Source organism: Pseudonocardia sp. CA-142604, from assembly GCF_050948475.1.
GTDB lineage: Bacteria > Actinomycetota > Actinomycetes > Mycobacteriales > Pseudonocardiaceae > Pseudonocardia > Pseudonocardia alaniniphila.
Genome location: NZ_CP192045.1, coordinates 2,051,184 through 2,073,891 on the forward strand (window position 1 = coordinate 2,051,184; position 22,708 = coordinate 2,073,891).

Here is a 22,708-nt window from a genome sequence, read left to right on the forward strand (position 1 = left end):
GGGCTCTCGTCACGGCGACGAGAGCCCTCCCGGTCGTCACGGCAGCATCCAGCCCAGCACCGGGGTGGCCTGCAGCGTGATGAGCACCGCCAGCACGAGCAACATCCCGAGGCTCCAGCCGACCACCTTGCGCAGGATCACGCCCTCCTGGCCTTCCAGCCTCACCGCGACCGCGGCGATCGTGAGGTTCTGCGGCGAGAGCATCTTGCCGAGCACACCGCCGGAGGAGTTGGCGGCGGCCAGCAGTTCGGGCGGCAGCCCAGCGCCCTGAGCGGCGGTGACCTGCAGCGAGCCGAACAGCGCGTTGGCGGAGGTGTCGGAACCCGTCACGGCCACACCGAGCCATCCGAGCACGGGCGACACGAACGCGAGAGCGGCGCCGGCACCCGCCACGAACAGCCCGATCGCGGTGGTCTGAGCCGAGGCGTTCATGACGTAGGCCAGTGCCAGCACCGCCGCAACGGTGAGGATGGCCCATCGCAGCTCGGCCACGGTGCGCCCCCAGATGGCCAGCGCCCGCCACGCCCCGACGCCCAGGATCAGGGCGACGATGATGCCCGCGATCACCATGAGCGACCCTGCGGTGGTCAGCCAGGTCAGCGAGAACGAGGTCGTGCTGTGCGGCTTGCCGTCGGTGCCGATGACGTCGAGGAACGGCCAATGGAAGGCGAGCTTCAGGGAGTCGAGCGCAGGCTTGAGGCCCGGAAGCTGGGCCAGCGCGAAGACCACCACGATGATCACGTACGGCGCGTAGGCCTTGCGCACCTCGGCGGGTGAGTCGGGCTGGGTGGCGGTGCCGGGACCCCCTGCGGCGGCCACGGCGGGCCGGCGGGCGGCCCAGACCGCGTGCGGCTGCGCCCGCGCCAGCAGGAACACCGCGACCGCGCCGAGCAGCGACGCGACGATGTCGGTGAGCTCGACGGAGATGAAGTTCGACGTCACGAACTGTCCGATGGCGAACACCACACCGCATACGACGGCAGGCAGCCACGCCTCCCGGACGCCGCGCTTGCCGTCGACGAGGAACACCAGCACGAGCGGGACGAACAGCGCGAGCAGCGGCGTCTGGCGCCCGACCATGGACGCGACCTGCTCGAGCGGCAGGCCGGTGACCTTCGCGAGCGTGATCACCGGGACACCCATCGCCCCGAACGCGACAGGCGCCGTGTTGGCCACCAGTGCGACCACCGCCGCCTTCATCGGCTTGAACCCGAGCGCCACGAGCATCACCGAGGTGATCGCGACCGGTGCGCCGAAGCCCGCGAGGGCCTCCAGCAACCCGCCGAAGCAGAACGCGACCAGGATCGCCTGCGTGCGCTCGTCGATCGAGAGCGCGCCGAAGCTGCGGCGCAGCACGTCGAAGTGGCCGGTGGCCACGGTCATGTTGAACACCCAGAGGGCGTTCACCACGATCCAGAGGATCGGGAAGAGCCCGTAGAAGGCTCCGTGCGCTGCGGCCGACAGGGCCATCCCGAACGGCATGGCGAAGCCCAGAATCGCCACCACCAACGCCGCGGCGAGCCCGGACAGCGCCGCCCACGGCGCCCGGATCCGCAACACTCCCAGCATCACGAGCACGACGGCGAGTGGCACCACCGAGACGAGCGCCGAGAGTCCGAGGGAGCCCCCGACGGCCTCCGGGTTCTGTTCATAGGCGGCCAGCACGATGGCAGCTGTTGGGGATGGGGAAGACGGCGATATCAGCGCAACGGTGGGCCACATGGTGGCGCAGTGTGCGTCTCCGCTTCTAATTCAGCACAGCGAGGTACCCCATTCGGCGTAATAGCTTTGATCTGATCACCCGTTAGATCCCTTTTGTCCGATACAGATCGCGCAATAAAAGGATCTCCGCGGAGTGGTGGATCGCCTCCCGGTTGATGTGGAGCACCAGAGTGGCCATCGGGTGCTCGGCGTACGGTCCCTCGGCCGGCCCGACCGCGCGCTCCAACGCCTCCGCGTCGAGGCCGCGCACGCCCGTGATCCAGGCGGCGTACGTCTCGTCGAGCTGGCGCAGCGCCTCGTCGGCCGTGGCGGCGTAGACGAAGCTGTCGTAGTCGAGCTTCGGTGCCCCGAAATGCGACCCGGCCCGCGCCCCGAAGACCCCGACGATGATGTGCGCGAGCCGCCACGCGATGGTGGTGACCGGCGGCGGCACGGGCTCGGGAAACGCGAACTCGAGGGTGAACTCACCGCTTCCTGCCTGCACCGGCGCGCTCGACGTGCCGCGCGGACGCAGGCTCCAGGAATCCGGAGCGGGTTCCCAGAAATACTCCTCGTCGGTGAGCCCGCGCAGCCGCGGCCGTACATGCCCCTGCCACTGCCAATCCAGCTGCTCGACGAGCTGGGTGGTCCAGTCGATGCCCATGCGCAGACGATATGGAGAAACCCCGACAAAACGCCGAAGCGTCGGAGCGTGGTTGTTCAGCTGCGGGGGACCGGTATCCCTCGGATCGAGGCGTCCAGCAGCTGTACCGGGTGCAGCAGGGGGATGGGGTCGGTGCTGTCGCCGGCGTTCAGGTGCTTGCCGATCTGGAGCAGGCAGCCGGGGTTGGCGGTGACGATCACGTCGGGCTCCACGGAGCGCACGTTGGCCGCCTTGCGGGCCCCGAGGTCCCCGGCGGCTTCCGGCATCACCATGTTGTAGATCCCGGCGGAGCCGCAGCAGAGCTCGGCCTCGGGCAGGTCCACCAGTTGGAGCTCCGGGATCGAGCGCAGCACCGCACGGGGCTGGGCCCGCACCTTCTGGGCGTGCCCGAGGTGGCAGGCGTCGTGGTACGCCACGCGGCCGCGGAACGGGTGGCGGGGCGCCCGTGGCTCCAGGTCGGCGAGCACCTCGTGGACGTCACGCACCCGCGCGCTGAACGCCGCCGCGCGCTCGGCCCACTCCGGGTCGTCGGAGAGCAGGTGGCCGTACTCCTTCATCGACGAACCGCAGCCCGCGACGTTGGTGACCACGTGGTCGACGTCGAGCCTCTCGTAGATGGCGATCTCCCGCCTGGCCCGGGCGAGGGCGCTGTCCTCCCGGCCCGCGTGCAGCTCCAGCGCGCCGCAGCAGCCCTGCCCCGCGGGCACCAGCACGTCGCAGCCCTCGGCGGCGAGCACGCGGACGGTGGCCTCGTTGACGCGGTGGAAGAAGACGTCCTGCACGCAGCCCGACAGCAGTGCCACCCGTGCCCGGCGCTCGCCGACGGCAGGCGTGTACGCGGGCAGCTTGGCGAACGCTTCGCGCACCGACACCGGCGGCAGCAGCGACTCCATCGCGGCGAATCGGCCCGGCAGCTTCTCCGCGAGCTTCGCGATGGCCGGGACCTTGCGCATCTTCTGGTACAGCGCTCCGGGCAGGGCTGCGGCGCGCAGCCTGCGCTTGTAGGGGAAGAGCGCGAAGATCGCGTTGCGGAAGAGCCGGTCGGACGTCTCCCGTTCGACGTTGCGCTCGATCTGCGGGCGCACCGACTCGAGCAGCCGGTCGTACTGCACCCCGGACGGGCACGCCGTGACGCACGCCATGCAGCCCAGGCACCGGTCGATGTGCTCGGTGACGGGACCGGACAGCCCGATCTCGCCCTTCTCCACGAGATCCATCAGGTAGATGCGGCCGCGCGGGGAGTCCATCTCCTCGCCCCACAGCTGGTAGGTGGGGCAGGTGGGCAGGCAGAAGCCGCAGTGCACGCAGTCGTCGAGCAGCTCCCGCTCCGGCGGGCGGCGGTCGTCGAAGCCGGACGGCCCCGTGCGGGGCAGGTTGGTCTCGGCGGATCCGGCGGGAGTGGTCACCGGGCGTCCTTCCCATCGTTTCCAGTCACGGGCCAGGGGGCGAACCGGCCGGGGCCGAACCGGCCGCGAGGATCCAGCTCGGCTTTCAGTGCCCTGAGCACCGCGACAGCGGACGGCGGTGGCCCCCACGCCGGGGCGTTCGATCCGGCCGGGCGGGCCCGCAGCACGGACGTGCCCCCGGCGGCGTGCACGAGTGCGTGGGCGTCGGCGACGGAGTCGGGGGCCATCGTGACCGTGGCGACCCCGGTGCCCAGCCCGGCGGTGACGGTGCCGGGCGGCAGATCGGTGAGCAGCCCGGGCAACCTGCTCGGTGTGACGCCCACCCGCAGCACCGCGCGATCAGGGGTGCCCCGCACCAGCTCGGCGTGGCGGGTCCACAGATTGTCGCCCTCGTTGCATGCCGCGTGGGGCGAGCTGTCGGCCACCACTCGCGCGCTGAACCCCAGCACCTCGCGCAGCCGCTGCAGCCGGGCCGACACCGCATCCTCCGTGCCCTCGATGCGCAGGAGCAGGCCGCCGTCCCCTCGCGCGTCATTGGACACCCACTCCAATGCCGCAGGCTCGTACGGACCGCCGAGCACGCGCCCGGCGAGTTCGGCGGCATCGGCGAGCGAACAGTCGGCCAGTAGCGTGGCCGTGCGCTTCGGGACGGGATGCAGCCGCAGCACGACCTCGGCGATCACCCCGAGCGTGCCGTAGGAGCCGTGCAGCAGCTTCGCCAGGTCGTACCCGGCCACGTTCTTGATCACGTGGCCACCGCTGCGGGCGACCGTGCCGTCGGACAGCACGACGGTGACGCCGATGACCAGGTCGCGCAGCGATCCGAAGACCAGCCCGGCCGGGCCGGCGTCCCCGGTGGCGATCAGGCCGCCCACGGTGGCCCCGTCGGCGACGCGCGCGGCGTCGAACGAGACGTGCTGCCCGTGCGGCGCCAGTTCACCGACGAGCGTGCGCAGCGGGGTGCCCGCACGCACGGAGACCGTCATGTCACCGGGGTTGTGGGTGATCACACCGGACAGGCCGGTGGTGTCGAGCACCGCGTCGACCGGTTCGAGCCGTCCCGCCCAGCCGGCGGCCGTGCCGGCACCGGCGATCGCGACGGTGCCCGCCGTGTCGAGCAGGGCGTCGCGGAGGGACCGTAGATCGTCCGGGCGCAGCGTGGTTGACGTCGTCACCGTGACTCCTCACACGCGCCTGACGGCGAACTCGCGAACTCGATCACAGGCGCTCGATCACTCCCGACTCCTCCAGCGGATGGGGCTTGTACTTCCCTGGCCGTTCCCCGCAGAGGCGAGGCGTCGGCAGCACCTTGCCGGGGTTGCAGATCCCCTGCGGGTCGAAGGCCGTGCGTACCCGCGCCATGACGGCGAGATCGTCGCGGGAGAACATCTTCGGCATCGAGCACGCCTTGTCGGTGCCGATGCCGTGCTCGCCCGACAGGGAGCCCCCGAGCTCCACGCAGAGCTCGGCGATCTCGCCGGACAGCTTCTCGGCGCGCTCGGTCTCCCCGGCGTCGGCGCTGTAGAGCACCAGCGGGTGGAGGTTGCCGTCGCCGGCGTGGAACACGTTGGCGACGCGGATGCCGGCCTCGGCGCCCATCTTCGCGATCCGGTCGAGCACTTCGGCGAGCCGGGTGCGCGGCACCACGCCGTCCTGCACGAAGTAGTCGGGCGAGATCCGGCCGACCGCGGCGAAGGCGGCCTTGCGTCCCCGCCAGATCGCCGCGCGCTCCTCCGGAGAGCCCGCGATGTGCAGGCGGGTGCAGCCGTGGCGGTCGCAGATCTCCTTGACCTGCTCGAACTGGATGTCGCACTCCTCGACCGGCCCGTCCAGCTCGACGACGAGCGCCGCGGGCACGCCGACCGTGTAGCCCGCGTGCACCGCCTCCTCCGCTGCCTCGATGGCCAGGGTGTCCATCATCTCCACGGCCGCGGGCACGATCCCCGCCGCCACGATGTCGGAGACGACGTCGCCGGCGGCGGCGACCGACGGGAAGTCGGCGAGCAGCGTGCGCACCGACTCCGGCGTGCGCAGCAGCCGGACCACGATCTTCGTGGTGATCCCGAGCGTGCCCTCCGAGCCGAGGAACACCCCACGCAGGTCGGGGCCGGCCTGCTCACCGGTGTCGGCGCCCAGCGTGACGACCGAACCGTCGGGAAGGACGGTCTCGAAGGACAGAACGTGATTGGTGGTGAATCCGTACTTGAGGCAGTGGGCGCCTCCGGAGTTCTCAGCGACATTGCCGCCGATCGTGCAGACCTGCTGGCTCGACGGGTCGGGGGCGTAGTACAGCCCGTGCGGTGCCGCGGCAGCCGTGATCTCCAGGTTGGTGACGCCCGGTTCGACGACGGCGCGCCGGTTCACCGGGTCGACCTCCAGCACCCGCTTGAGCCGGGCCAGGCTGATCACCACACCGTCGGCCACCGGCAGCGCCCCACCGGAGAGCCCGGTGCCGGCCCCGCGTGCCACGAACGGCACCCGGTGCTCGGCGCACACCCGCACCGCCGCGGCCACCTGCGCCGCGTTGCGGGGCAGCAGGACCATCTCCGGCACGACCCGGTAGCCGGTGAGGCCGTCGCACTCGTAGGCCCGGCACTGCACCGGGTCGCTGATCACGTCGGCAGGGCCGAGCGCCAGCTCGAACGCCTGCCGTACTCCGCCGTCCAGCGCCACTGGTCACCCTTTCCACCTCGTGCGCATCGTTGCCCGGATGAGCCTACGTCTGTGCCGGGTAGATCGTGGACCTTGCGTTGCGCATCTCCTGCTTCCCCGGCGGTACGGCCGCTGTGTGGGGGATCTGGGTGCCCGCGTACGGTACGACCCGCTTACGCACCGGGTGCGTGGCGTGCTCGCCCCAGGAGCTCGTCACACCGCCCGGGCGAATGATCGCTTTGTCGTCGCTGATTCGAGCCCTCAGGAGGCTGAGAGCGTTGGGTCCCCGTCGGACGCTGCAGCTGTCCCTTGTCGTCGCGGCAGCGCTGGCGCTGCTGCTTGCCCTCACCGGCGCGGTCGGTCCCGCTGCGGCAGCCCCCGTGCCCGCATCCACGAGCGTGATTGCTCCCTAACCCCATCTTCCGCAATGCGGAAACCACAGTCCGTCTGGTAGAAGAATGTTCGGGGACGGGTCGCGTTCGGGTAACCGCCGGACGGCGGCCCTGCCGAACGACGAGCGGATGGTGGAGAAGTGACGGATCTGCAGGTCGACCCCGTGCTGCGCGCATTCGTGGCCGAAGAGCTCCTACCCGGCCTGGACCTCGATCCCACCTGGTTCTGGTCCACCTGCGCCGCCCTGCAAGAGCGGTTCGCCGGCCGGACCGCCGAACTGCTCGCCCGTCGCGACGAGCTGCAGGAGCGGATCGACGCCTGGCACCGGGAGAACGGGGCGGGCGACGTCGAGGCGCTGGAGGCCTTTCTCACCGAGATCGGTTACCTGCTCCCGCCGGAGTCGCCGCAGGTGAACGTCTCCCGGGTCGACCCGGAGATCGCCGAGATCGCCGGTCCGCAGCTGGTGGTCCCCGCCACCGTGCCGCGGTACGCGCTGAACGCCGCCAACGCCCGGTGGGGTTCGCTCTTCGACGCGCTGTACGGCACCGACGTCCTTCCGCCGGACCACGAGCTCGAACCCGGCTACGACGAGCGCCGCGGCGCCCAGGTGATCGCCGAGGCCGACAAGCTGCTCGACGAGCTCTTCCCGCTCCGGTCGGGCAGCCACGCCGACGCCACCGCCTACCGCGTGCAGGACGGTGCGCTCGTCGTGGAGACGACGGGCGGGAGCACGGGCCTGGCCGACCCCGGCCAGTTCGCGGGGCACCGTGCCGGAGCCGACGGCGCCGTGCAGGCTGTTCTGCTGCGCCGCAACGGGCTGCACGTCGAGCTCACGATCGACCCCGCGCACCGCGTCGGGCGCCAGCACCACGCGGATGTGGCCGACGTCGCGCTCGAGGCGGCGGTCACCACGATCGTCGACTTCGAGGACTCGGTGGCCACGGTCGACGGGCCGGACAAGGTGGGCGCCTACCGCACCTGGCTCGGCCTGATGACCGGCGCGCTCACCGCGACGTTCGAGAAGGGCGGCGAGACGATCGAGCGCAAGGTCAACGGCGACCGCCACTACACCGCGCCCGACGGCTCCGAGCTGACGCTGCCCGGACGATCCGTGCTGCTCGTACGCAACGTCGGGCACCACATGACCACCGACGCGGTCCGCACCGCCGACGGCGAGCCGATCGGCGAAGGCGTGCTCGACGCGATGGTCTCGGCCGTCGCGGCACTGCACGACCTGCGCGGGCTCGGGCGGTTCTCCAACTCCCGCGCCGGCAGCGTCTACATCGTCAAGCCCAAGCAGCACGGGCCCGACGAGGTGGCGCTCACCGTGGAGCTCTTCGCCGCGGTGGAAGAGGCGCTCGGCCTGGAGCCGGCCACGTGCAAGATCGGGATCATGGACGAGGAGAAGCGCACGTCGCTCAACCTCGAGAACTGCATCGCCCAGGCCCCGGACCGCACGATCTTCGTGAACACCGGGTTCCTCGACCGCACCGGCGACGAGATCCACACCGACCTCGAGGCCGGCCCGGTCGTGCGCAAGAACGACATGAAGAGCACGCCCTGGCTGATCGCCTACGAGGACCGCAACGTCGACGTCGCGCTGCGCGCGGGCTTCCGCGGACAGGCGCAGGTCGGCAAGGGCATGTGGGCCAAGCCCGCCGCCATGCGCGAGATGCTCGACACGAAGGGCGCGCAGCCGGAGGCCGGTGCGAACACCGCCTGGGTGCCGTCGCCCACGGCCGCCACGCTGCACGCGCTGCACTACCTGCGCACCGATGTCGCCGCCAGGCAGCGCGAGCTCGCGGGGCGCACGACCGACCGGCGTGAGCTGCTGCGGGTGCCCCTCCTGCCCGGTGAGCTCACCGACGACGAGAAGCGTCACGAGCTGGAGACCAACGCGCAGTCCATCCTCGGTTACGTCGTGCGCTGGGTCGGGCTGGGCATCGGCTGCTCCACGGTGCCCGACCTCGCGGGCGTCGGGCTCATGGAGGACCGCGCCACGCTGCGGATCTCCAGCCAGCTCATCGCCAACTGGCTGCACCACGGCCTGACCGACGAGACGCAGGTGCGCGAGACGTTCGCCCGCATGGCGGCCCTGGTGGACGAGCAGAACGCGAACGAGCCCGGCTACGAGCCGATGGCGAAGGACCTCGAGAGCAGCCCGTCGTTCCAGGCGGCGCTCGAGCTGGTCTTCACCGGCCGCGAGGAGCCGGGCGGCTATACGGAGCGGGCGCTCACGAAGTGGCGTCAGGCGGCCAAGGCCGGCTGACGCTCCAAGTCCTGCGCGGATACGGCCGCCCCCCTCCGGCCGTATCCGCGCTCTCGCGCGGCGGTGAGGAGCGCAGGTGCGGGCGTGGGTTCGCGTTGTGGCCGTGCTGTTCGTGATCGCTTACGGTGCCAACCAGTTCAGCCCGTTGATGGTGCTCTACCGCGAGCAGGGCCACTTCTCGGCCGTGACGGTGGCCGCCTTCTTCGCCGTCTACATCCTGGGTCTCGCGCCGGGACTGCTGCTCGGTGGTCCCGCGTCGGACGTCCGGGGCCGCCGGTGGGTCCTGCTGCCCGCACTGGTCGTGTCGGTGCCGGCGAGCGCGGTGCTCGCACTGGGCGGTGTACCCGGCGTGTCGGAGCCCGCGCTCTTCGCCGGACGGTTCCTGTTCGGGGCTGTCACCGGCGTGGCGATGGCCGTGGGCACGACATGGGTGAAGGAGCTCTCCCAGCCGCCGTGGGACCCGGATGCCGACGCCGGAGCGGGTGCGCGCCGGGCGGCCCTGGCCCTCTCGGCGGGGTTCGGCGGTGGCCCGCTCGTCGCCGGGCTGCTGGCGCAGTGGGCGCCGCTACCGATGGAGCTGCCCTACCTCGTGCACATCGTGATCACGCTGGCGGCCATCGTCGCGGTGCTGGGCGTGCCCGAGACGCGCGTGACGACCGCACCACGGCAGCGGATCCGGCTGCGGGTGGCCCTTCCCACCCGGTTCCGGTGGGTCGTCGCGCCGATGGCGCCGTGGGTGTTCGGGGCTCCGTCGATCTCCTTCGCCGTGCAGCCGGCCGCTCTGGCGCACGCGACCGGAGGTCTCGGTCTGGTCTTCGCCACGCTGGTCACCGTCGTCACCCTCGGGGCGGGGGTGGCGGTGCAGCCGTGGGCACGGCGGCTCGACCGTCGCTCGTCTGCGCTCACCGCGCGCGTGGGGCTCGCCGCGACGGTCGCCGGCGTCCTGCTCGCCGCGGGATCCGCGGCACTCGGGTCCGTGGTCCTCGCCGTGGTGGCGTCGGCGGTGCTGGGAGCGGCCTACGGCCTGTGCCTGGTGGCGGGTCTGCTGGAGGTGCAACGGATGGCCGCTCCCGAGCATCTCGGCGCGCTCACGGCCGTGTACTACACGATCACCTACGTCGGGTTCTTGTTCCCGGTGGTGCTCGCGGCACTGACCCCGCAGGCCGGCTACCCCGAACTGCTGCTCGGACCCGCCGTGCTCGCGCTCGTCAGCCTCGCGGTGGTGCTGCGCAGCGGCCGCCTGCCTGCGCAGGCCGGCCTCCCGGAGCCCCGGCGGGCGCGCGGCGCGGCGGGTGGGTGCTCGTAGGCTTGGGCGTGTGCTTCAGCTTTGCGCCGTATCGATCGGCAACGCCGACGCCGTCCGTTTGAACGCGGAGCTGCAGCAGGAGTACCGAATCCGGTACGGCGGAGAGGACTCCACGCCGATCGACCCGACGCAGTTCGACGCTCCGCACGGCCTGTTCGTGGTCGGCTACGTGGACGGTGCTGCGGTCGGATGTGGGGGCTGGCGGGCCCGGGACGGCGGTGAGGACCCCGAGCTGTGGCCGGGGGACGCCGAGATCAAGCGGATGTACGTGGCGGCGGCGCACCGCGGGCGCGGCTACGCCCGCGCGATCCTGGCCGAGCTGGAGCTGACGGCCGCTGCCGCGGGCCGGGTGCGGGCCGTGCTGGAGAGCGGCACCCACCAACCCGAATCCGTGGCCCTCTACCGCAGTTCGGGGTATGAGCCCATCCCGGCGTTCGGCCATTACCGCGACTCACCGAACAGCCTGTTCTTCGGCAAGCCGCTGATCGCCCCGGGGCCCGCAATGCGGGTGACGACGAACGGCGGTCGCTCGTCGACGACGACGCACAGGTGACCGCCGAGCGGGAGCCTGCCCGGCCAGTCAGGGGCCACACCCGTCGCGCCGGCAGGGCCGAAATGGCCTAGTCCGTTGCCCCACCAGGGTCTTCAGTGCCATCGGTCGGGCAACTGGAGGGTGTCGATCGGGCGTACGTCGCTCCCAGCGATGGCGAGACGCGCCCACGTGGCGAATGATCCGCACACCACGGGTTCGACGAGCGGTGGAGGGGACAACGGTGGCGGTGCTCGCACAGACCGATCTGCGGCTCGACACGACCGCGATCGACTACGTGTTCGTCGTCTTCTATTTCGTGCTGGTGCTGGGGATCGGGGTGATGGCCCGCCGATCGGTCGCGTCCAGCCTCGACTTCCTGCTGTCGGGCCGGTCGCTGCCGGCATGGGTGACGGGCCTGGCGTTCGTCTCGGCCAACCTCGGCGCGATCGAGCTCATCGGGATGATGGCGAACGGCGCGCAGTACGGCGTGGCGACATTCCACTATTACTGGATCGGCGCCATCCCGGCCATGGTGTTCCTCGGCATCGTGATGATGCCCTTCTACTACGGCAGCAAGGCTCGAAGCGTTCCGGAGTTCCTCCGCAAGCGGTTCAACAAGACGACACAACGGGTCAACGCCGTCACCTTCGCCGTCGCAGCCGTGCTGATCGCCGGGGTGAACCTGTTCGCGCTGGGCCTGATCCTCGAGGCGCTGCTGGGCTGGTCGCTGAACCTCGCGATCCCGATCGCCGCACTGGTGGTGCTCAGCTACACGTTCTTGGGTGGGTTGTCCGCGGCGATCTACAACGAGGTGCTGCAGTTCTTCGTCATCGTCGCCCTGCTGGTCCCGCTCACGGTCGCCGGGCTCGCCCGCGTCGGCGGGTGGGACGGGCTGAAGGCGCAGGTGATCGGCCTCCCGCCTGGGCCGGAGCAGGTGTCGACGTGGCCGGGCACCGCCCTCACCGAGATCGCCAACCCGTTCCTGTCGGTGCTCGGCATCGTCTTCGGGCTCGGGTTCGTGCTCTCGTTCGGCTACTGGACCACCAACTTCGCCGAGGTGCAGCGTGCGCTCTCGGCCCGCAGCATGTCGGCCGCCCGGCGCACTCCCATCATCGCCGCGTTCCCGAAGGCGCTCATCCCGCTGGTCGTGGTGGTCCCCGGCATGATCGCGGGTGTGCTGGTGCCGCAGCTCACCACCCTCAAGGAGGGCGGCGCCACCGACGTCACCTACAACAACGCGCTGTCGCTGCTGATGAACGAGGTGCTGCCCAACGGCATCCTCGGCGTTGCCCTGGCAGGCCTGCTGGCGTCGTTCATGGCGGGCATGGCGGCCAACGTCAGCTCGCTGAACACTGTGTTCACCTACGACATCTGGCAGGACTGGGTGCGTCCCGGCCGTCCCGACGAGTACTACCTGCGCGTCGGCCGCACCATCACCGTCGTCGGGTGTCTGCTGGCCATCGGCACGGCGTTCATCGCCGGCAGCTTCCAGAACCTGATGGACTACATCCAGACGCTGTTCAGCTTCTTCAACGCGCCGCTGTTCGCGATCTTCATCCTCGGCCTGTTCTGGAAGCGGATGACCGGCACGGCGGGCTGGACGGGACTGATCTCCGGCACAATCGCGGCGATCGTGATCGATGTGCTGGTGCGCTCCGGCGCCATCGCCGTGTCGTCGCAGGCCGGGTCGTTCATCGGTGCGAGCGCCGCGTTCGTGGTCGGTATCGCGGTCGCCGTCGCCGTCTCGGCGGTCACCGCCCCGAAGCCCGACGCCGAGTTGGTCGGCCTGGTCTGGTCGCTGACGCCGCGGGACCGGATGCGCACCGGTGAGGACGAGGGCAGCTGGTGGCAGTCGCCCGTGGTGCTGGGTTCGATCGTGATCGCGCTGACCATCGTGCTCTACCTGCTCTTCGCATGACCCACCCGAGACTGGCCGAGAACCCGAGAGGGAGGCATCCGTGAGCGAACCCGAGGGCAACACCGTCAACCACGCCGCCACCGAGGCCGCACCGAGCGCGGCGTCGCAGCTGTTCGACCTGCGCTCGATCATCGCGCTGCTGTTCGGCGTCTACGGGATCATCCTGCTGGTGATGGGCCTGTTCTTCGAGAGCCCGGGTGAGATCGAGAAGGCCGGCGGCATCGACATCAACCTGTGGTCAGGGGTCGTCATGATCGTGATCGCCGTGCTGTTCGCGCTGTGGGCCTATCTGCGACCGCTGGTTCCGCCCGGCGAGCGCCACTGAGGAACGGCGCCCGCCGGTTCGTGCTCAGCCGCGCCGGCCCGGGGTGGGGTAGCGCGGGTTGAACGCGATCAAGGTCCAGTCGTCGAGGCGACGCAGCGCCTCCCGGAGCCCGGCGGCGAATCGCCTGGTGGTGTCGGTCATGCGGTCCTCCTCATCGTTCTTCGAACACCCGCTCCACTGCGGGTGGCAGTCGCACTGTGCGCCTACACCCAGTGCAGCGAATCGATCTACTGGATCGTTCCAGATCGAAGTGTGAGACGAGGCACGCACGCGACGGGAGGCCGTCGGTCGCGGTCGCGGGTTTTGGGCCGTCCTGTACGAAAAGAGACAGAAGGTAGGGTCGTACCGAGCGCCGGGGCCGCCCGGATCATCGGATCCGGTGTGCGGCAGGGGTGCGCGAGCCCGGGCCGATCGCCCCGCTGATCCGGGGATCGCTCTCCCGTTCGGGCAACTCGCCCGTGGTCCGGTCCAGGACGAGAGGAGTCGCCCTTGCTCGCGCTCGTCGTCGCGCACCTCGTGGTCGCCGCCCTGCTGCCGCTCGTCTCGGCGCGCAACCGGCGAGCGGGATTCGCGGTGGCGGCCGTCCTCCCCGCCGTCGCACTGGTGTGGGCGCTCGCCAACACCGCCCCAGCACTCGCGGGCGGGGTCACCGAGACCACGGCCTGGGCTCCCGCTCTAGGGTTGATGCTCGGGTTCCGGCTCGACGCGCTGGCGCTCGGGATGGTCGTTCTGGTGTCGGGGATCGGCGCGGTGATCCTCGTGTACTGCATGGGCTACTTCGGCCCGGACTCGCCGGATGCGCCGCGTACCGCTGCGCTGCTGCTCGCCTTCGCGGGCGCGATGCTCGGCCTGGTGCTCGCCGACGACCTCCTCACGCTCTACGTCTTCTGGGAGCTGACGTCGGTCGCGTCGTTCCTGTTGATCGGACAGAGCGGCGAGCGAGGGGAGGAACGGCGCAGCGCCGTGCAGGCTCTGCTGGTCACCGTGTTCGGCGGGCTCGCGATGCTGCTCGGGTTCGTCCTGCTCGGCGAGGCCGCGGGCACCTACCAGATCTCCGAGATCGTGGCCGCCGGGAGCGCGGGCAGGCTGCACGGCACGCTCGTGTCGGCGGCGCTGCTGTTGATCCTGCTCGGGGCATTCACGAAGTCGGCCCAGCTGCCGTTCCACCCGTGGCTGCCCGCGGCGATGGTCGCCCCCACACCGGTGAGCGCCTACCTGCACGCGGCGTCCATGGTGAAGGCGGGCGTCTATCTCGTGGCTCGGCTGGCGCCGGGGTTCTCCGACCTCGCCGTCTGGTGGGTGCCGGTGATCGCCGTCGGGCTCGGCACGATGCTCGTCGGAGGCTGGCGCGCCCTGTCGGCCACCGACCTGAAACAGCTCCTCGCCTTCGGCACGGTCAGCCAGCTCGGCTTCCTCATGGTGCTGCTCGGGAGCGGTGGACGGCTGGGGGAGATCTCCGCGCTCGCCGGGATGGCCCTGCTGCTCGCGCACGGGCTGTTCAAGGCGTCGCTGTTCATGACCGTCGGCACGATCGACCACGCGACGGGCACGCGCGACCTGCGGAAGCTCTCCGGTCTCTACTCCGCGATGCCGGGCTCCGCCGTCGCCTCGGCACTCGCCGCGGCATCGATGGCAGGACTGCCACCGTTCCTGGGCTTCGTCGGCAAGGAAGCCGCGTTCGAGGCGTTCGTCCGCGAGGGTGGCGCGCGCGGGTGGACCGTCACGCTCGTCCTGCTATTCGGGTCGATGTTCACCGTGGCGTACAGCGCGCGGTTCCTGTGGGGGGCGTTCGCGCGCAAGCCCCGCGTCGAACCGACCCGCGTGGCGCACCCGCCAGGCCCGCTGCTCACCGCGCCCGTCTGGGTCTGCTCGGTTGCCGGTCTGGTGCTCGGGATCGCCTACCCCGTGGTCGACGCGCTCGGCGCGAGCTACGCGCGCCCCTACCCCCGCGGGTCCGGCTACCACCTCGGGCTCTGGCACGGCGTCGGCCCGCCGTTGCTGCTCGCCGCCCTCGCGGTCGCCGGCGGCCTGGTGCTGTACGTGCAGCGCGACCGTGTCACCGCTCTCTCCCACCGCAGCCCGTTCACCGCGCAGCGTGCCTACGAGCTCACGATCGCGGCCATCGCCCGCGTCGCCCTCGCCGTGACAGGCCGTCTGCAGGTCGGGTCCCTCCCCGCGTACCTCGCCACGATCCTCGTCGCGTTCGTGCTGCTGCCGGGGATTGCGGTCGCGGTGGGCGGCGCCTGGCCGGCAGGTCAGGCGATGTACCACTCGGTGATGCAGGTGCCCCTCGCGATCATCGTCGTGATCGCGGCGGTCGCCCTGCTGCGAGCGCGCCGCCGCTTCACGGCCGTGCTCCTCGTCGGGGTGATCGGATACGGCGTCGGTGGGCTCTTCATCGTGGACGGGGCACCGGACCTGGCGCTGGCGCAGTTCCTCGTCGAGACCCTGTCGGTGGTGGCGTTCGTCTTCGTGCTGCGCAGACTCCCCGCGGAGTTCACCGAGGAGCGGCCGCCGCGCCGGGTGCGGGTGCCCAAGGCGCTGCTGGGGATCGTGGGCGGGGCCGCCGTCGCCGCGTACGCGGTGGTGATGTCCGGAGCCCGCACCACCCCGTCGGCGACCACCGAGGAGTTCGCCCGGCTCGCACCCACCGAGGCCGGGGCGACCAACGTGGTCAGCGCGATCATCGTCGACTTCCGGGCGCTGGACACGGTCGGGGAGATCGGGGTGCTGTTCGTCGCCGCAGCCGGCGTCGCCAGCCTCGTGCTCGCCACCCGCTACGACCGGCAGCGGGAGCGCCGCCGCGTCGAGAGCGGTCGCAGCCCCCGGCACGAGGACGACGTACTGGGACGCGAAGGAGTGGGAGGACCGACGGGATGACCACGGACGAGAGCCCGTACCAGCGCCCCTTCGAGGAGTGGGACCGGCCGCAGGAGCCATGGATGCTGCCGGGGGAGTGCCGCAACCCCGACGACCGGAGCCTGCTGCTGGAGATGACCACGCGCGCGGTGTTCCCGACCGTGCTCGTCTTCTCCCTGTACCTCCTGCTGGTGGGGCACTACGGGCCGGGCGGCGGGTTCTCCGCGGGTCTCGTGGCGGGGCTCGCGTTCGTGCTGCGCTACATCGCGGGCGGCAGCGCCGACCTCGGGGCGGTGATGGCCCCCCGCGTGCCCGCTGTCATCGGAAGCGGGCTGGCGCTGGCGCTCGTCACCGGGCTGGTGCCGGCGGCGTTCGGTGCGCCCGTGCTCTCCACCACGAAACTCGCGGTGGACCTGCCGCTGCTCGGCCCGATCGAACTGCAGACCAGCCTGTTCCTCGAGATCGGGGTCTACGTGCTGATCATCGGGGTGGTCCTCGACCTGCTGCGCGCCCTCGGCACCGGCATAGAACGGGACATGGACGACGCCGGGGAGCTGCCGTGACCATGATCGTTCACCTCCTGTCCGTTCCGTCGGCGCCGGCCGCGGAGGCCGGCTCACCGATCACGATCAACCTGGTCATGGCGCTGACCGTGGGCGTCCTCTACGCCGTCGGCTTCACCCTGCTGCTGTCGCGGTCGCTGATGCGCGTGCTGATCGGCGTGGTGGTGCTGGGCCACGGCACCAACCTGCTGCTGCAACTCGCCGGTGGTCCGCCGGGGCGGCCGCCGATCGTCGGAACCGCGCCGACGGAGTCGTTCGCCGACCCGTTGCCGCAGGCTCTGGCGCTCACCGCCATCGTGATCACCTTCGCGCTCACGACCTTCCTGCTCGCGCTGGGCTACCGCGCCTTCGTGCTGGTCGGCCACGACGAGGTGCAGGACGACGTCGAGGACCGGCGGATCTCGCGGCAGAAGACGCCGTCGGCGCCGCTCGAGGCCGACGACGGCGATGAGGACGCCCTCGAACGCGCCGACGACGAGGTCGAGGCCCAGGCCGCGCGAGGGCAGGAGCGCTCGTGACGACGATCATCACGCTGCCGGTGCTGCTGCCGATGCTCGCCGCCGCGGTCTCGGTGATCGGCAGCCGGTCCGCTGCGCTACAGCGCGTGGTCGGCGTCGCCGTGCTCGCGGTGGTGGCGGTGATCGCCGGCGTGCTGCTCGTCGTGGCCGACGAGCGCGGCCCGGTCGTCGCCGAACTCGGTGGCTGGGCCGCTCCCGTGGGCATCGCGCTCGTGGCCGACCGGCTCTCGGCGCTGCTGCTGCTCGTCTCGACGCTGGTGACGCTCGCCGTGCTGGTGTACGCGATCGACCAGCGGATCGCCGACTACGGGCGCCGCACCGCGAGCACCACGTTCCACCCGATGTACCTGATGCTCTGCGCCGGGGTCTCCCTCGCCTACCTCACCGGGGACCTGTTCACCCTGTTCGTGGCGTTCGAGCTGATGTTGACGGCGTCCTACGTGCTGATCACGCGGCGTACGGGCGCGCGACGGATCCGGGCAGGCATGACGTACGTGACGGTCAGCCTGCTGTCGTCGCTGCTGTTCCTCACGGCGGTGGCCCTGGTGTACGCGGCGACCGGCACGGTGAACCTGGCGGATCTCTCCGAGCGCATCGGCATGCTGCAGCCGGGCGTGGGCCCGGTTCTGGCTCTGATGTTGCTGGTCGTCTTCGGGATCAAGGCGGCGATCGTGCCGCTGCACTTCTGGTTGCCCGACAGCTATCCCAATGCGCCGGGGCCGGTGGCCGCGCTGTTCGCCGGCCTGCTGACGAAGGTGGGCTTCTACGCGCTGCTGCGCACCGAGACGCTCCTCTTCGGCCGCGACGCGCCGTGGACGCTGCTGCTCGTGCTCGCCATCGCCACCATGCTGGTCGGGGCGCTGGGCGCGCTGGCGCAGAACGACCTCAACCGGCTGCTGTCGTTCCTGCTGGTCAGCCACATCGGGTTCATGCTCTTCGGGCTGGCCGTCTTCGATGCGGCCGGGCTGTCCGGGGCCATGCTGTACGCCGCCCACCACATCACGGTGCTCGCCACGCTCTTCCTGGTGAGCGGCCTGATCACGCGCCGCACCGGCACGGTGGCCCTCGACGAGATGGGCGGACTCGCACGCACCGCACCCGGCCTCGCCGTGCTCTTCGCGGTGCCGGCCCTGACGCTGGCGGGCATCCCGCCGACCGCGGGGTTCGTCGCGAAGCTCGCGCTCCTGGAGGCCGGTGCGGAGGCGGGCCCCTTCCCCCAGGTCGTGGCAGGCGTGCTGATCCTGGCCAGCCTCCTGACGCTCTACGCGCTGGTCCGGGTGTGGGTCCGGGTGTTCTGGGGGAAGCCGAAGCCACCGCGTCCCGACGACGACCCCACCGACGAGGTGCTGGTCGGCACGGCCAGGACGTCCGCGCCGATGTACGCGGCGACGGGTGGGCTGATCGCGGTCAGCCTCGCGATCGTGGTCTTCGCCGGCCCACTGACGGCCGTCACCGCCCAGGCAGGCGTGGACCTCATGGAGCGGACGCCGTACATCGACGCGGTGCTGGGTCCGCAGGAGGGCCGATGATCCACCACGACCGGCCGCCTGTGCCGAGGCGCGCCCCCGGCCTGCTGGCCCGGCTGCCACGCGTGGCGTGGCTGACACTGGTGTGGGTGCTGCTGTGGGGAACGTTCACGCCCCAGAGCGTGCTCGGCGGTGTGGTGGTCGCGGTGATCGTCACGGCGCTGTTCCCGATGCCGCGGCTGCTCGACCGGCTGTCGGTGCGGCCGCTGCGCCTGCTCGGGCTGGCCGTCTTCCTCCTGTACGACCTCGCGGCCTCGAGCGTGGAGGTGGCCTGGCAGATCCTGCGCCGCGGCACGGACGCCCGGGGCGCGATCGTCGTGGTTCCCCTGCTCACCACGTCGGATCGGGTGATCACGATCATGGCCAACGCGCTGTCGCTGTCGCCGGGCGCGATGGCGCTGCAGATCGATCAGGAACACAAGGTCTGGTACGTCTACGCCCTCGGCCCGCGCGACCGTGCGGGAGCCGAACGGGCCCGGCTGCGCACCCTGGACATGCAGCGGCGGGTGCTCGCGGCGTTCGGCACCGCGGAGGAGCTGGCGGAGGCGCGGCGCCGGATCGTGCAGGAAGGAGGGCCGCGATGAACGGCGGAATGACCATCGTGTTCGTGGTGGTGCTGTGCATGCTCGGGCTCGCCGCCGCCCTCACGCTCGTGCGGCTGCTGCTGGGCCCGGAGACGCTCGACCGCATCGTGGCGCTCGACGTGCTCGTGCTGCTGATGGTCGCCGCCGCCGCGGTCTACGTGGCCTTCTACGAGGACGGTTCCAACATCCCGCTGCTCGCGGCGGTCGCGTTGCTCGGTTTCGTCGGGTCGGCCTCCGCGATGCGGCTGGCCGAGCGCAGGGAGCGGCACCGGTGACCCCCGCCCTCCACACCGCACGGGACATCGCCTCCGCGGTGCTGCTGCTCCTCGGGGCGCTGTCGTGCCTGTTGGGTGCGGTCGGCCTGCTCCGGCTGCCGGACCTGCTCGGGCGGCTGCAGGCCGCCACCAAACCGCAGACGCTGGGCCTGCTGCTGGTGCTCGCCGGCACCGCGCTGCGGGTGGAACTGGAGAGTGCCGTGACGCTCGTACTCGTCGCGTTCTTCCAGGTGATCACCGCGCCGGTGATCTCCCAGCTCGCGGGCCGGTCGGCCTACCGCAGCGGTGGTGTGCGGCGCGACCTGCTCGTCGTCGACCAACTGGCCGGGAAGCTGCCGCGAGACGGCTCGTCATAGGCTCGCCGCGTGCCCCTCTACGCGCTCGGCGACGCCGAACCCGTCATCCATCCGGATGCGTATATCCATCCCGACGCCGTGGTCATCGGCACCGTGACGATCGGCGCGGAGGCCTCGATCTGGCCAGGGGCGGTGCTCCGCGGCGACGACGGACGCATCGAGGTCGGTCCGCGCACCAGCGTGCAGGACGGTTCGATCATCCACTGCACCCCGGTCCACCCCACGATCATCGGTGCCGAGGTGACGGTCGGGCACAACGTCCACATCGAGGGCGCCACGGTCGGCGACCGGGCACTCATCTCGTCGGGATCGGTGGTGCTCAACGGGGCCACGGTCGGCGAGGGAGCCGTGATCGGTGCCGGGGCCGTGGTGTCGCCGAACGCGAAGGTCCCGGCGCGGCGGATGGCGTTGGGCGTGCCGGCGCGCGTGCGGGAGGGCTACGAGGTGCCCGAGGGCTACTACGACCGCGCCGTACAGAGCTACATCCAACGCGGGAAACGGTTCCGCGCCGAGCTGCGGAGGCTTCCCTGATGGCCAAGCCACTCGAAGAGGTCGTGGAAGCCGGATGGGCGCGGGCGCTCGCCCCCGTCGCACCGGTGGTGGCCGAGATGGGGGAGTTCCTGCGCGCGGAGATCGCGGCGGGGCGCCGCTACCTTCCGGCCGGGGCGAACGTCCTGCGTGCGTTCACCCAGCCGTTCGACCAGGTGCGCGTGCTGATCGTCGGCCAGGACCCCTACCCGACGCCGGGCCACGCGATCGGGCTGTCGTTCTCGGTGTCACCGCAGACGCGCCCCGTCCCGCGGTCGCTGGCCAACATCTTCCGCGAGTACAGCGAGGATCTCGGCCACCCCACCCCGTCCACCGGTGACCTCACACCCTGGGCCGACCAGGGTGTGCTGCTGCTCAACAGAGTGCTGACGGTGGAGCCGGGCAACCCGGGCTCGCACCGCAACAAGGGCTGGGAGAAGGTCACCGAGCAGGCGATCCGCGCTCTCGTGGACCGCGAGGGCGAGCCGCTGGTCGCGATCCTGTGGGGTCGTGACGCGCGCAACCTGGTGCCGTTGCTCGGGGACGTGCCGTGCGTCGAGTCGGCGCACCCCAGCCCCATGTCGGCCGACCGCGGGTTCTTCGGGTCGCGCCCGTTCAGCCGGGTCAACGCGCTGCTGGACGAGCTCGGCGGGGATCCGGTGGACTGGAAGCTGCCCTGACCTGATCCGAGCTGGTCAGGCGGGCAGCGGCCGCGTTGCGATGTGGAGCGCGTTGAGGCCGTTGATCAACACGGCGTCGTCCACGGGCACGTCCGCGGCGGCCTCGGCCAGCCGGAGGTGGGGGAAGCGGCTGATCAGCGAGCCGAGCGCGATGCGGGCCTCGAGACGGGCGAGCGGTGCACCGAGGCAATGGTGGATCCCGTGCCCGAATGCCAGGTGCGGAGTGGGCGTGCGGGTGATGTCGAGAACGTCCGCGCCCAGCAGGTGGGACGTGTCGCGGTTGGCGGCGAGGAGCCCGACGAGAACCGGGTCGCCGGCGGAGATCGTGACGCCGCCCAGCTCGAACGTCTCGGCGGCCACCCGCTGCGTCGCGATCTGCAGCGGACCGTCGAACCGCAGGAACTCCTCGACGGCGGCCGGGAGCCGCTCGGGCTCGGACCGCAGCAGCGCCAGCTGGCCGGGATGGGTCAGCAGGGCGTAGGTGGCGTTGGTGAGCAGGTTCACGGTGGTCTCGTGGCCCGCGATCAGCAGCAGGACCACGAGCGACGTCAGCTCGTCCTCCGAGAGCCGGTCAGTGCCGTCCCGCACGGCGACCACCGCCGAGAGCAGGTCGTCGGCCGGCTGCGCACGCTTGATCTCGATCAGCTCGCGCACGAAGCCGACGAGCGCCTCGGCCGCGGCGGCGAAGGTCTCGAAGCCGCTCACCGCAGGGTCGATGACCAGCGAGGACCAGGTACGGAAGTCGCGCCGCCGTTCCTCCGGAATCCCCAGCAGCTCGCAGATCACCGTCATCGGCAACGGATAGGCGAACGCGGCGACGAGATCGGCGGACTCGACGTCGACGAGGTCGTCGAGCAGTTCGTCGACGATCTCCTGGATGCGGGGGGCGAGCTGGTCGATGCGCCGCATGGTGAACGCGCCCGACACGAGCTTGCGCAGCCGGGTGTGGTCCGGCGGGTCGCTGCTGAGCATCTCCGTGCGGGTGGCGGCGAGCAGCCCCGGATCGAGCCGCTGGCCGAAGATGTTGGCGCTTCCCCCGCCCTTGACCAGCCGGGGGTCGGTGAGGCACGCGCGGGCTTCGTCATAGCTCGTGACCAGCCAGATCGACCGGGAGCGGGTCTGCCGCACGAGATGCACGGGGCCGCGGTCGTTCAGCTCGGTGTAGGCGCTGTGGCGCGCTCCGTGCGTGGCCGACCGGAAGGGGTCGGGGGCCAGCGTCATGCGGGAACTCCTCGAGCGGTGGTCGTCCGGCTACGGCCACCGATGGTGGCACGATCACCACCGGCGGGTACTGAAAGAACGATCACTGCCGCAGTGCAAACGGCGCCGCCGTCCGCCGGAGCGGAGGGCAGCGCCGTTCGAGAGAACCGGATGTCGCGCGCGCTCAGGCGCGGGCGACCTTGCCGCCCTTCAGGCAGGACGTGCAGACGTTCATGCGGCGGCGGTTGCCGCCACCGATGCGGGCACGCACGGTCTGGATGTTCGGGTTCCAGCGACGGTGGGTGCGGCGGTGTGAGTGCGAGACGGACATGCCGAAGCCCGGACCCTTTCCACAGACGTCGCAGACGGCAGCCACGTCGAACACTCCTCGGGTAGACGATGGGGGAGCCGGGTCCAGCCCGGTCGCGAGAGACCAGAGTACCTGCGCCGCTG

22 protein-coding genes are annotated in these 22,708 nt (G+C 71.2%); 14 read left to right on the forward strand and 8 right to left on the reverse strand.

Annotation, left to right across the window (positions count from 1 at the left end):
- Window positions 1-36: 36 nt before the first annotated feature.
- From ACQPZQ_RS09295 to ACQPZQ_RS09320, 6 genes are all read right to left on the reverse strand, one after another.
- A complete protein-coding gene (locus ACQPZQ_RS09295; RefSeq protein WP_433294080.1) occupies window positions 37-1,665 on the reverse strand; it encodes an L-lactate permease in 1,629 nt (542 codons plus the stop codon).
- 139 nt (window positions 1,666-1,804) lie between these two features.
- The gene (locus tag ACQPZQ_RS09300) at window positions 1,805-2,365 is read right to left on the reverse strand and encodes a DinB family protein (protein WP_433294082.1); all 561 of its coding nucleotides are present in this window, start codon (window positions 2,363-2,365) and stop codon (window positions 1,805-1,807) included.
- 56 nt (window positions 2,366-2,421) lie between these two features.
- Window positions 2,422-3,771: a (Fe-S)-binding protein gene (locus ACQPZQ_RS09305; RefSeq protein ID WP_433294084.1), complete on the reverse strand. Its 1,350-nt coding sequence runs from the start codon at window positions 3,769-3,771 to the stop codon at window positions 2,422-2,424.
- Window positions 3,768-4,946: an FAD-binding oxidoreductase gene (locus ACQPZQ_RS09310; RefSeq protein ID WP_433294086.1), complete on the reverse strand. Its 1,179-nt coding sequence runs from the start codon at window positions 4,944-4,946 to the stop codon at window positions 3,768-3,770. The genes ACQPZQ_RS09305 and ACQPZQ_RS09310 overlap by 4 nt, the downstream gene beginning before the upstream one ends.
- A gap of 43 nt (window positions 4,947-4,989) precedes the next feature.
- On the reverse strand, window positions 4,990-6,444 hold the full coding sequence (locus tag ACQPZQ_RS09315; protein ID WP_433294088.1) for an FAD-linked oxidase C-terminal domain-containing protein: 1,455 nt from the start codon (window positions 6,442-6,444) through the stop codon (window positions 4,990-4,992).
- Window positions 6,445-6,487: 43 nt separating this feature from the next.
- On the reverse strand, window positions 6,488-6,640 hold the full coding sequence (locus tag ACQPZQ_RS09320) for a hypothetical protein (protein ID WP_433294090.1): 153 nt from the start codon (window positions 6,638-6,640) through the stop codon (window positions 6,488-6,490).
- A gap of 315 nt (window positions 6,641-6,955) precedes the next feature.
- On the opposite strand from ACQPZQ_RS09320, the gene ACQPZQ_RS09325 reads away from it, so the two are divergent.
- From ACQPZQ_RS09325 to ACQPZQ_RS09390, 14 genes are all read left to right on the forward strand, one after another.
- Window positions 6,956-9,085, forward strand: a complete 2,130-nt coding sequence (locus ACQPZQ_RS09325; protein WP_433294092.1) for a malate synthase G — start codon at window positions 6,956-6,958, stop codon at window positions 9,083-9,085.
- A 76-nt stretch (window positions 9,086-9,161) separates the two neighbouring features.
- Window positions 9,162-10,391 (forward strand): MFS transporter, encoded by a 1,230-nt coding sequence (locus ACQPZQ_RS09330; RefSeq protein ID WP_433294094.1) that lies wholly within the window; start codon window positions 9,162-9,164, stop codon window positions 10,389-10,391.
- A 10-nt stretch (window positions 10,392-10,401) separates the two neighbouring features.
- Window positions 10,402-10,944: a GNAT family N-acetyltransferase gene (locus ACQPZQ_RS09335; RefSeq protein ID WP_433294096.1), complete on the forward strand. Its 543-nt coding sequence runs from the start codon at window positions 10,402-10,404 to the stop codon at window positions 10,942-10,944.
- 175 nt (window positions 10,945-11,119) lie between these two features.
- Window positions 11,120-12,841 carry a sodium:solute symporter family protein gene (locus tag ACQPZQ_RS09340; protein ID WP_433294098.1) on the forward strand — a complete coding sequence of 574 codons (1,722 nt, stop codon included), beginning with the start codon at window positions 11,120-11,122 and terminating at the stop codon, window positions 12,839-12,841.
- Window positions 12,842-12,881: 40 nt separating this feature from the next.
- Window positions 12,882-13,166: a hypothetical protein gene (locus ACQPZQ_RS09345; RefSeq protein WP_433294100.1), complete on the forward strand. Its 285-nt coding sequence runs from the start codon at window positions 12,882-12,884 to the stop codon at window positions 13,164-13,166.
- Window positions 13,167-13,655: 489 nt separating this feature from the next.
- Entirely contained in the window at window positions 13,656-16,046 is a 2,391-nt protein-coding gene (gene mbhE, locus ACQPZQ_RS09350; RefSeq protein WP_433294102.1) for a hydrogen gas-evolving membrane-bound hydrogenase subunit E, read from the forward strand.
- Window positions 16,043-16,588 (forward strand): MnhB domain-containing protein, encoded by a 546-nt coding sequence (locus ACQPZQ_RS09355; protein WP_433294104.1) that lies wholly within the window; start codon window positions 16,043-16,045, stop codon window positions 16,586-16,588. Before mbhE ends, ACQPZQ_RS09355 begins: the two co-directional genes overlap by 4 nt.
- Window positions 16,589-16,647: 59 nt before the next feature.
- A complete protein-coding gene (locus ACQPZQ_RS09360) occupies window positions 16,648-17,106 on the forward strand; it encodes a Na(+)/H(+) antiporter subunit C (protein WP_433299086.1) in 459 nt (152 codons plus the stop codon).
- Window positions 17,103-18,635 carry a Na+/H+ antiporter subunit D gene (locus ACQPZQ_RS09365; protein WP_433294106.1) on the forward strand — a complete coding sequence of 511 codons (1,533 nt, stop codon included), beginning with the start codon at window positions 17,103-17,105 and terminating at the stop codon, window positions 18,633-18,635. The genes ACQPZQ_RS09360 and ACQPZQ_RS09365 overlap by 4 nt, the downstream gene beginning before the upstream one ends.
- Window positions 18,632-19,216, forward strand: a complete 585-nt coding sequence (locus tag ACQPZQ_RS09370; protein ID WP_433294109.1) for a Na+/H+ antiporter subunit E — start codon at window positions 18,632-18,634, stop codon at window positions 19,214-19,216. Before ACQPZQ_RS09365 ends, ACQPZQ_RS09370 begins: the two co-directional genes overlap by 4 nt.
- Window positions 19,213-19,491 (forward strand): monovalent cation/H+ antiporter complex subunit F, encoded by a 279-nt coding sequence (locus ACQPZQ_RS09375; RefSeq protein ID WP_379660412.1) that lies wholly within the window; start codon window positions 19,213-19,215, stop codon window positions 19,489-19,491. Before ACQPZQ_RS09370 ends, ACQPZQ_RS09375 begins: the two co-directional genes overlap by 4 nt.
- Window positions 19,488-19,847, forward strand: a complete 360-nt coding sequence (gene mnhG, locus ACQPZQ_RS09380; RefSeq protein ID WP_241041335.1) for a monovalent cation/H(+) antiporter subunit G — start codon at window positions 19,488-19,490, stop codon at window positions 19,845-19,847. Before ACQPZQ_RS09375 ends, mnhG begins: the two co-directional genes overlap by 4 nt.
- Window positions 19,848-19,856: 9 nt before the next feature.
- Window positions 19,857-20,378, forward strand: coding sequence for a gamma carbonic anhydrase family protein (locus ACQPZQ_RS09385; RefSeq protein ID WP_433294113.1), 522 nt, complete (start codon window positions 19,857-19,859; stop codon window positions 20,376-20,378).
- Complete coding sequence (locus ACQPZQ_RS09390) at window positions 20,375-21,055, forward strand: uracil-DNA glycosylase (RefSeq protein ID WP_433299088.1); 681 nt, start codon at window positions 20,375-20,377, stop codon at window positions 21,053-21,055. The genes ACQPZQ_RS09385 and ACQPZQ_RS09390 overlap by 4 nt, the downstream gene beginning before the upstream one ends.
- Window positions 21,056-21,070: 15 nt before the next feature.
- On the opposite strand, the gene ACQPZQ_RS09395 is transcribed toward ACQPZQ_RS09390, so the two are convergent.
- Entirely contained in the window at window positions 21,071-22,276 is a 1,206-nt protein-coding gene (locus ACQPZQ_RS09395; protein WP_433294115.1) for a cytochrome P450 family protein, read from the reverse strand.
- Between the two features lie 163 nt (window positions 22,277-22,439).
- Window positions 22,440-22,631, reverse strand: coding sequence for a 50S ribosomal protein L28 (gene rpmB, locus ACQPZQ_RS09400; protein WP_241041332.1), 192 nt, complete (start codon window positions 22,629-22,631; stop codon window positions 22,440-22,442).
- Window positions 22,632-22,708: the final 77 nt, after the last annotated feature.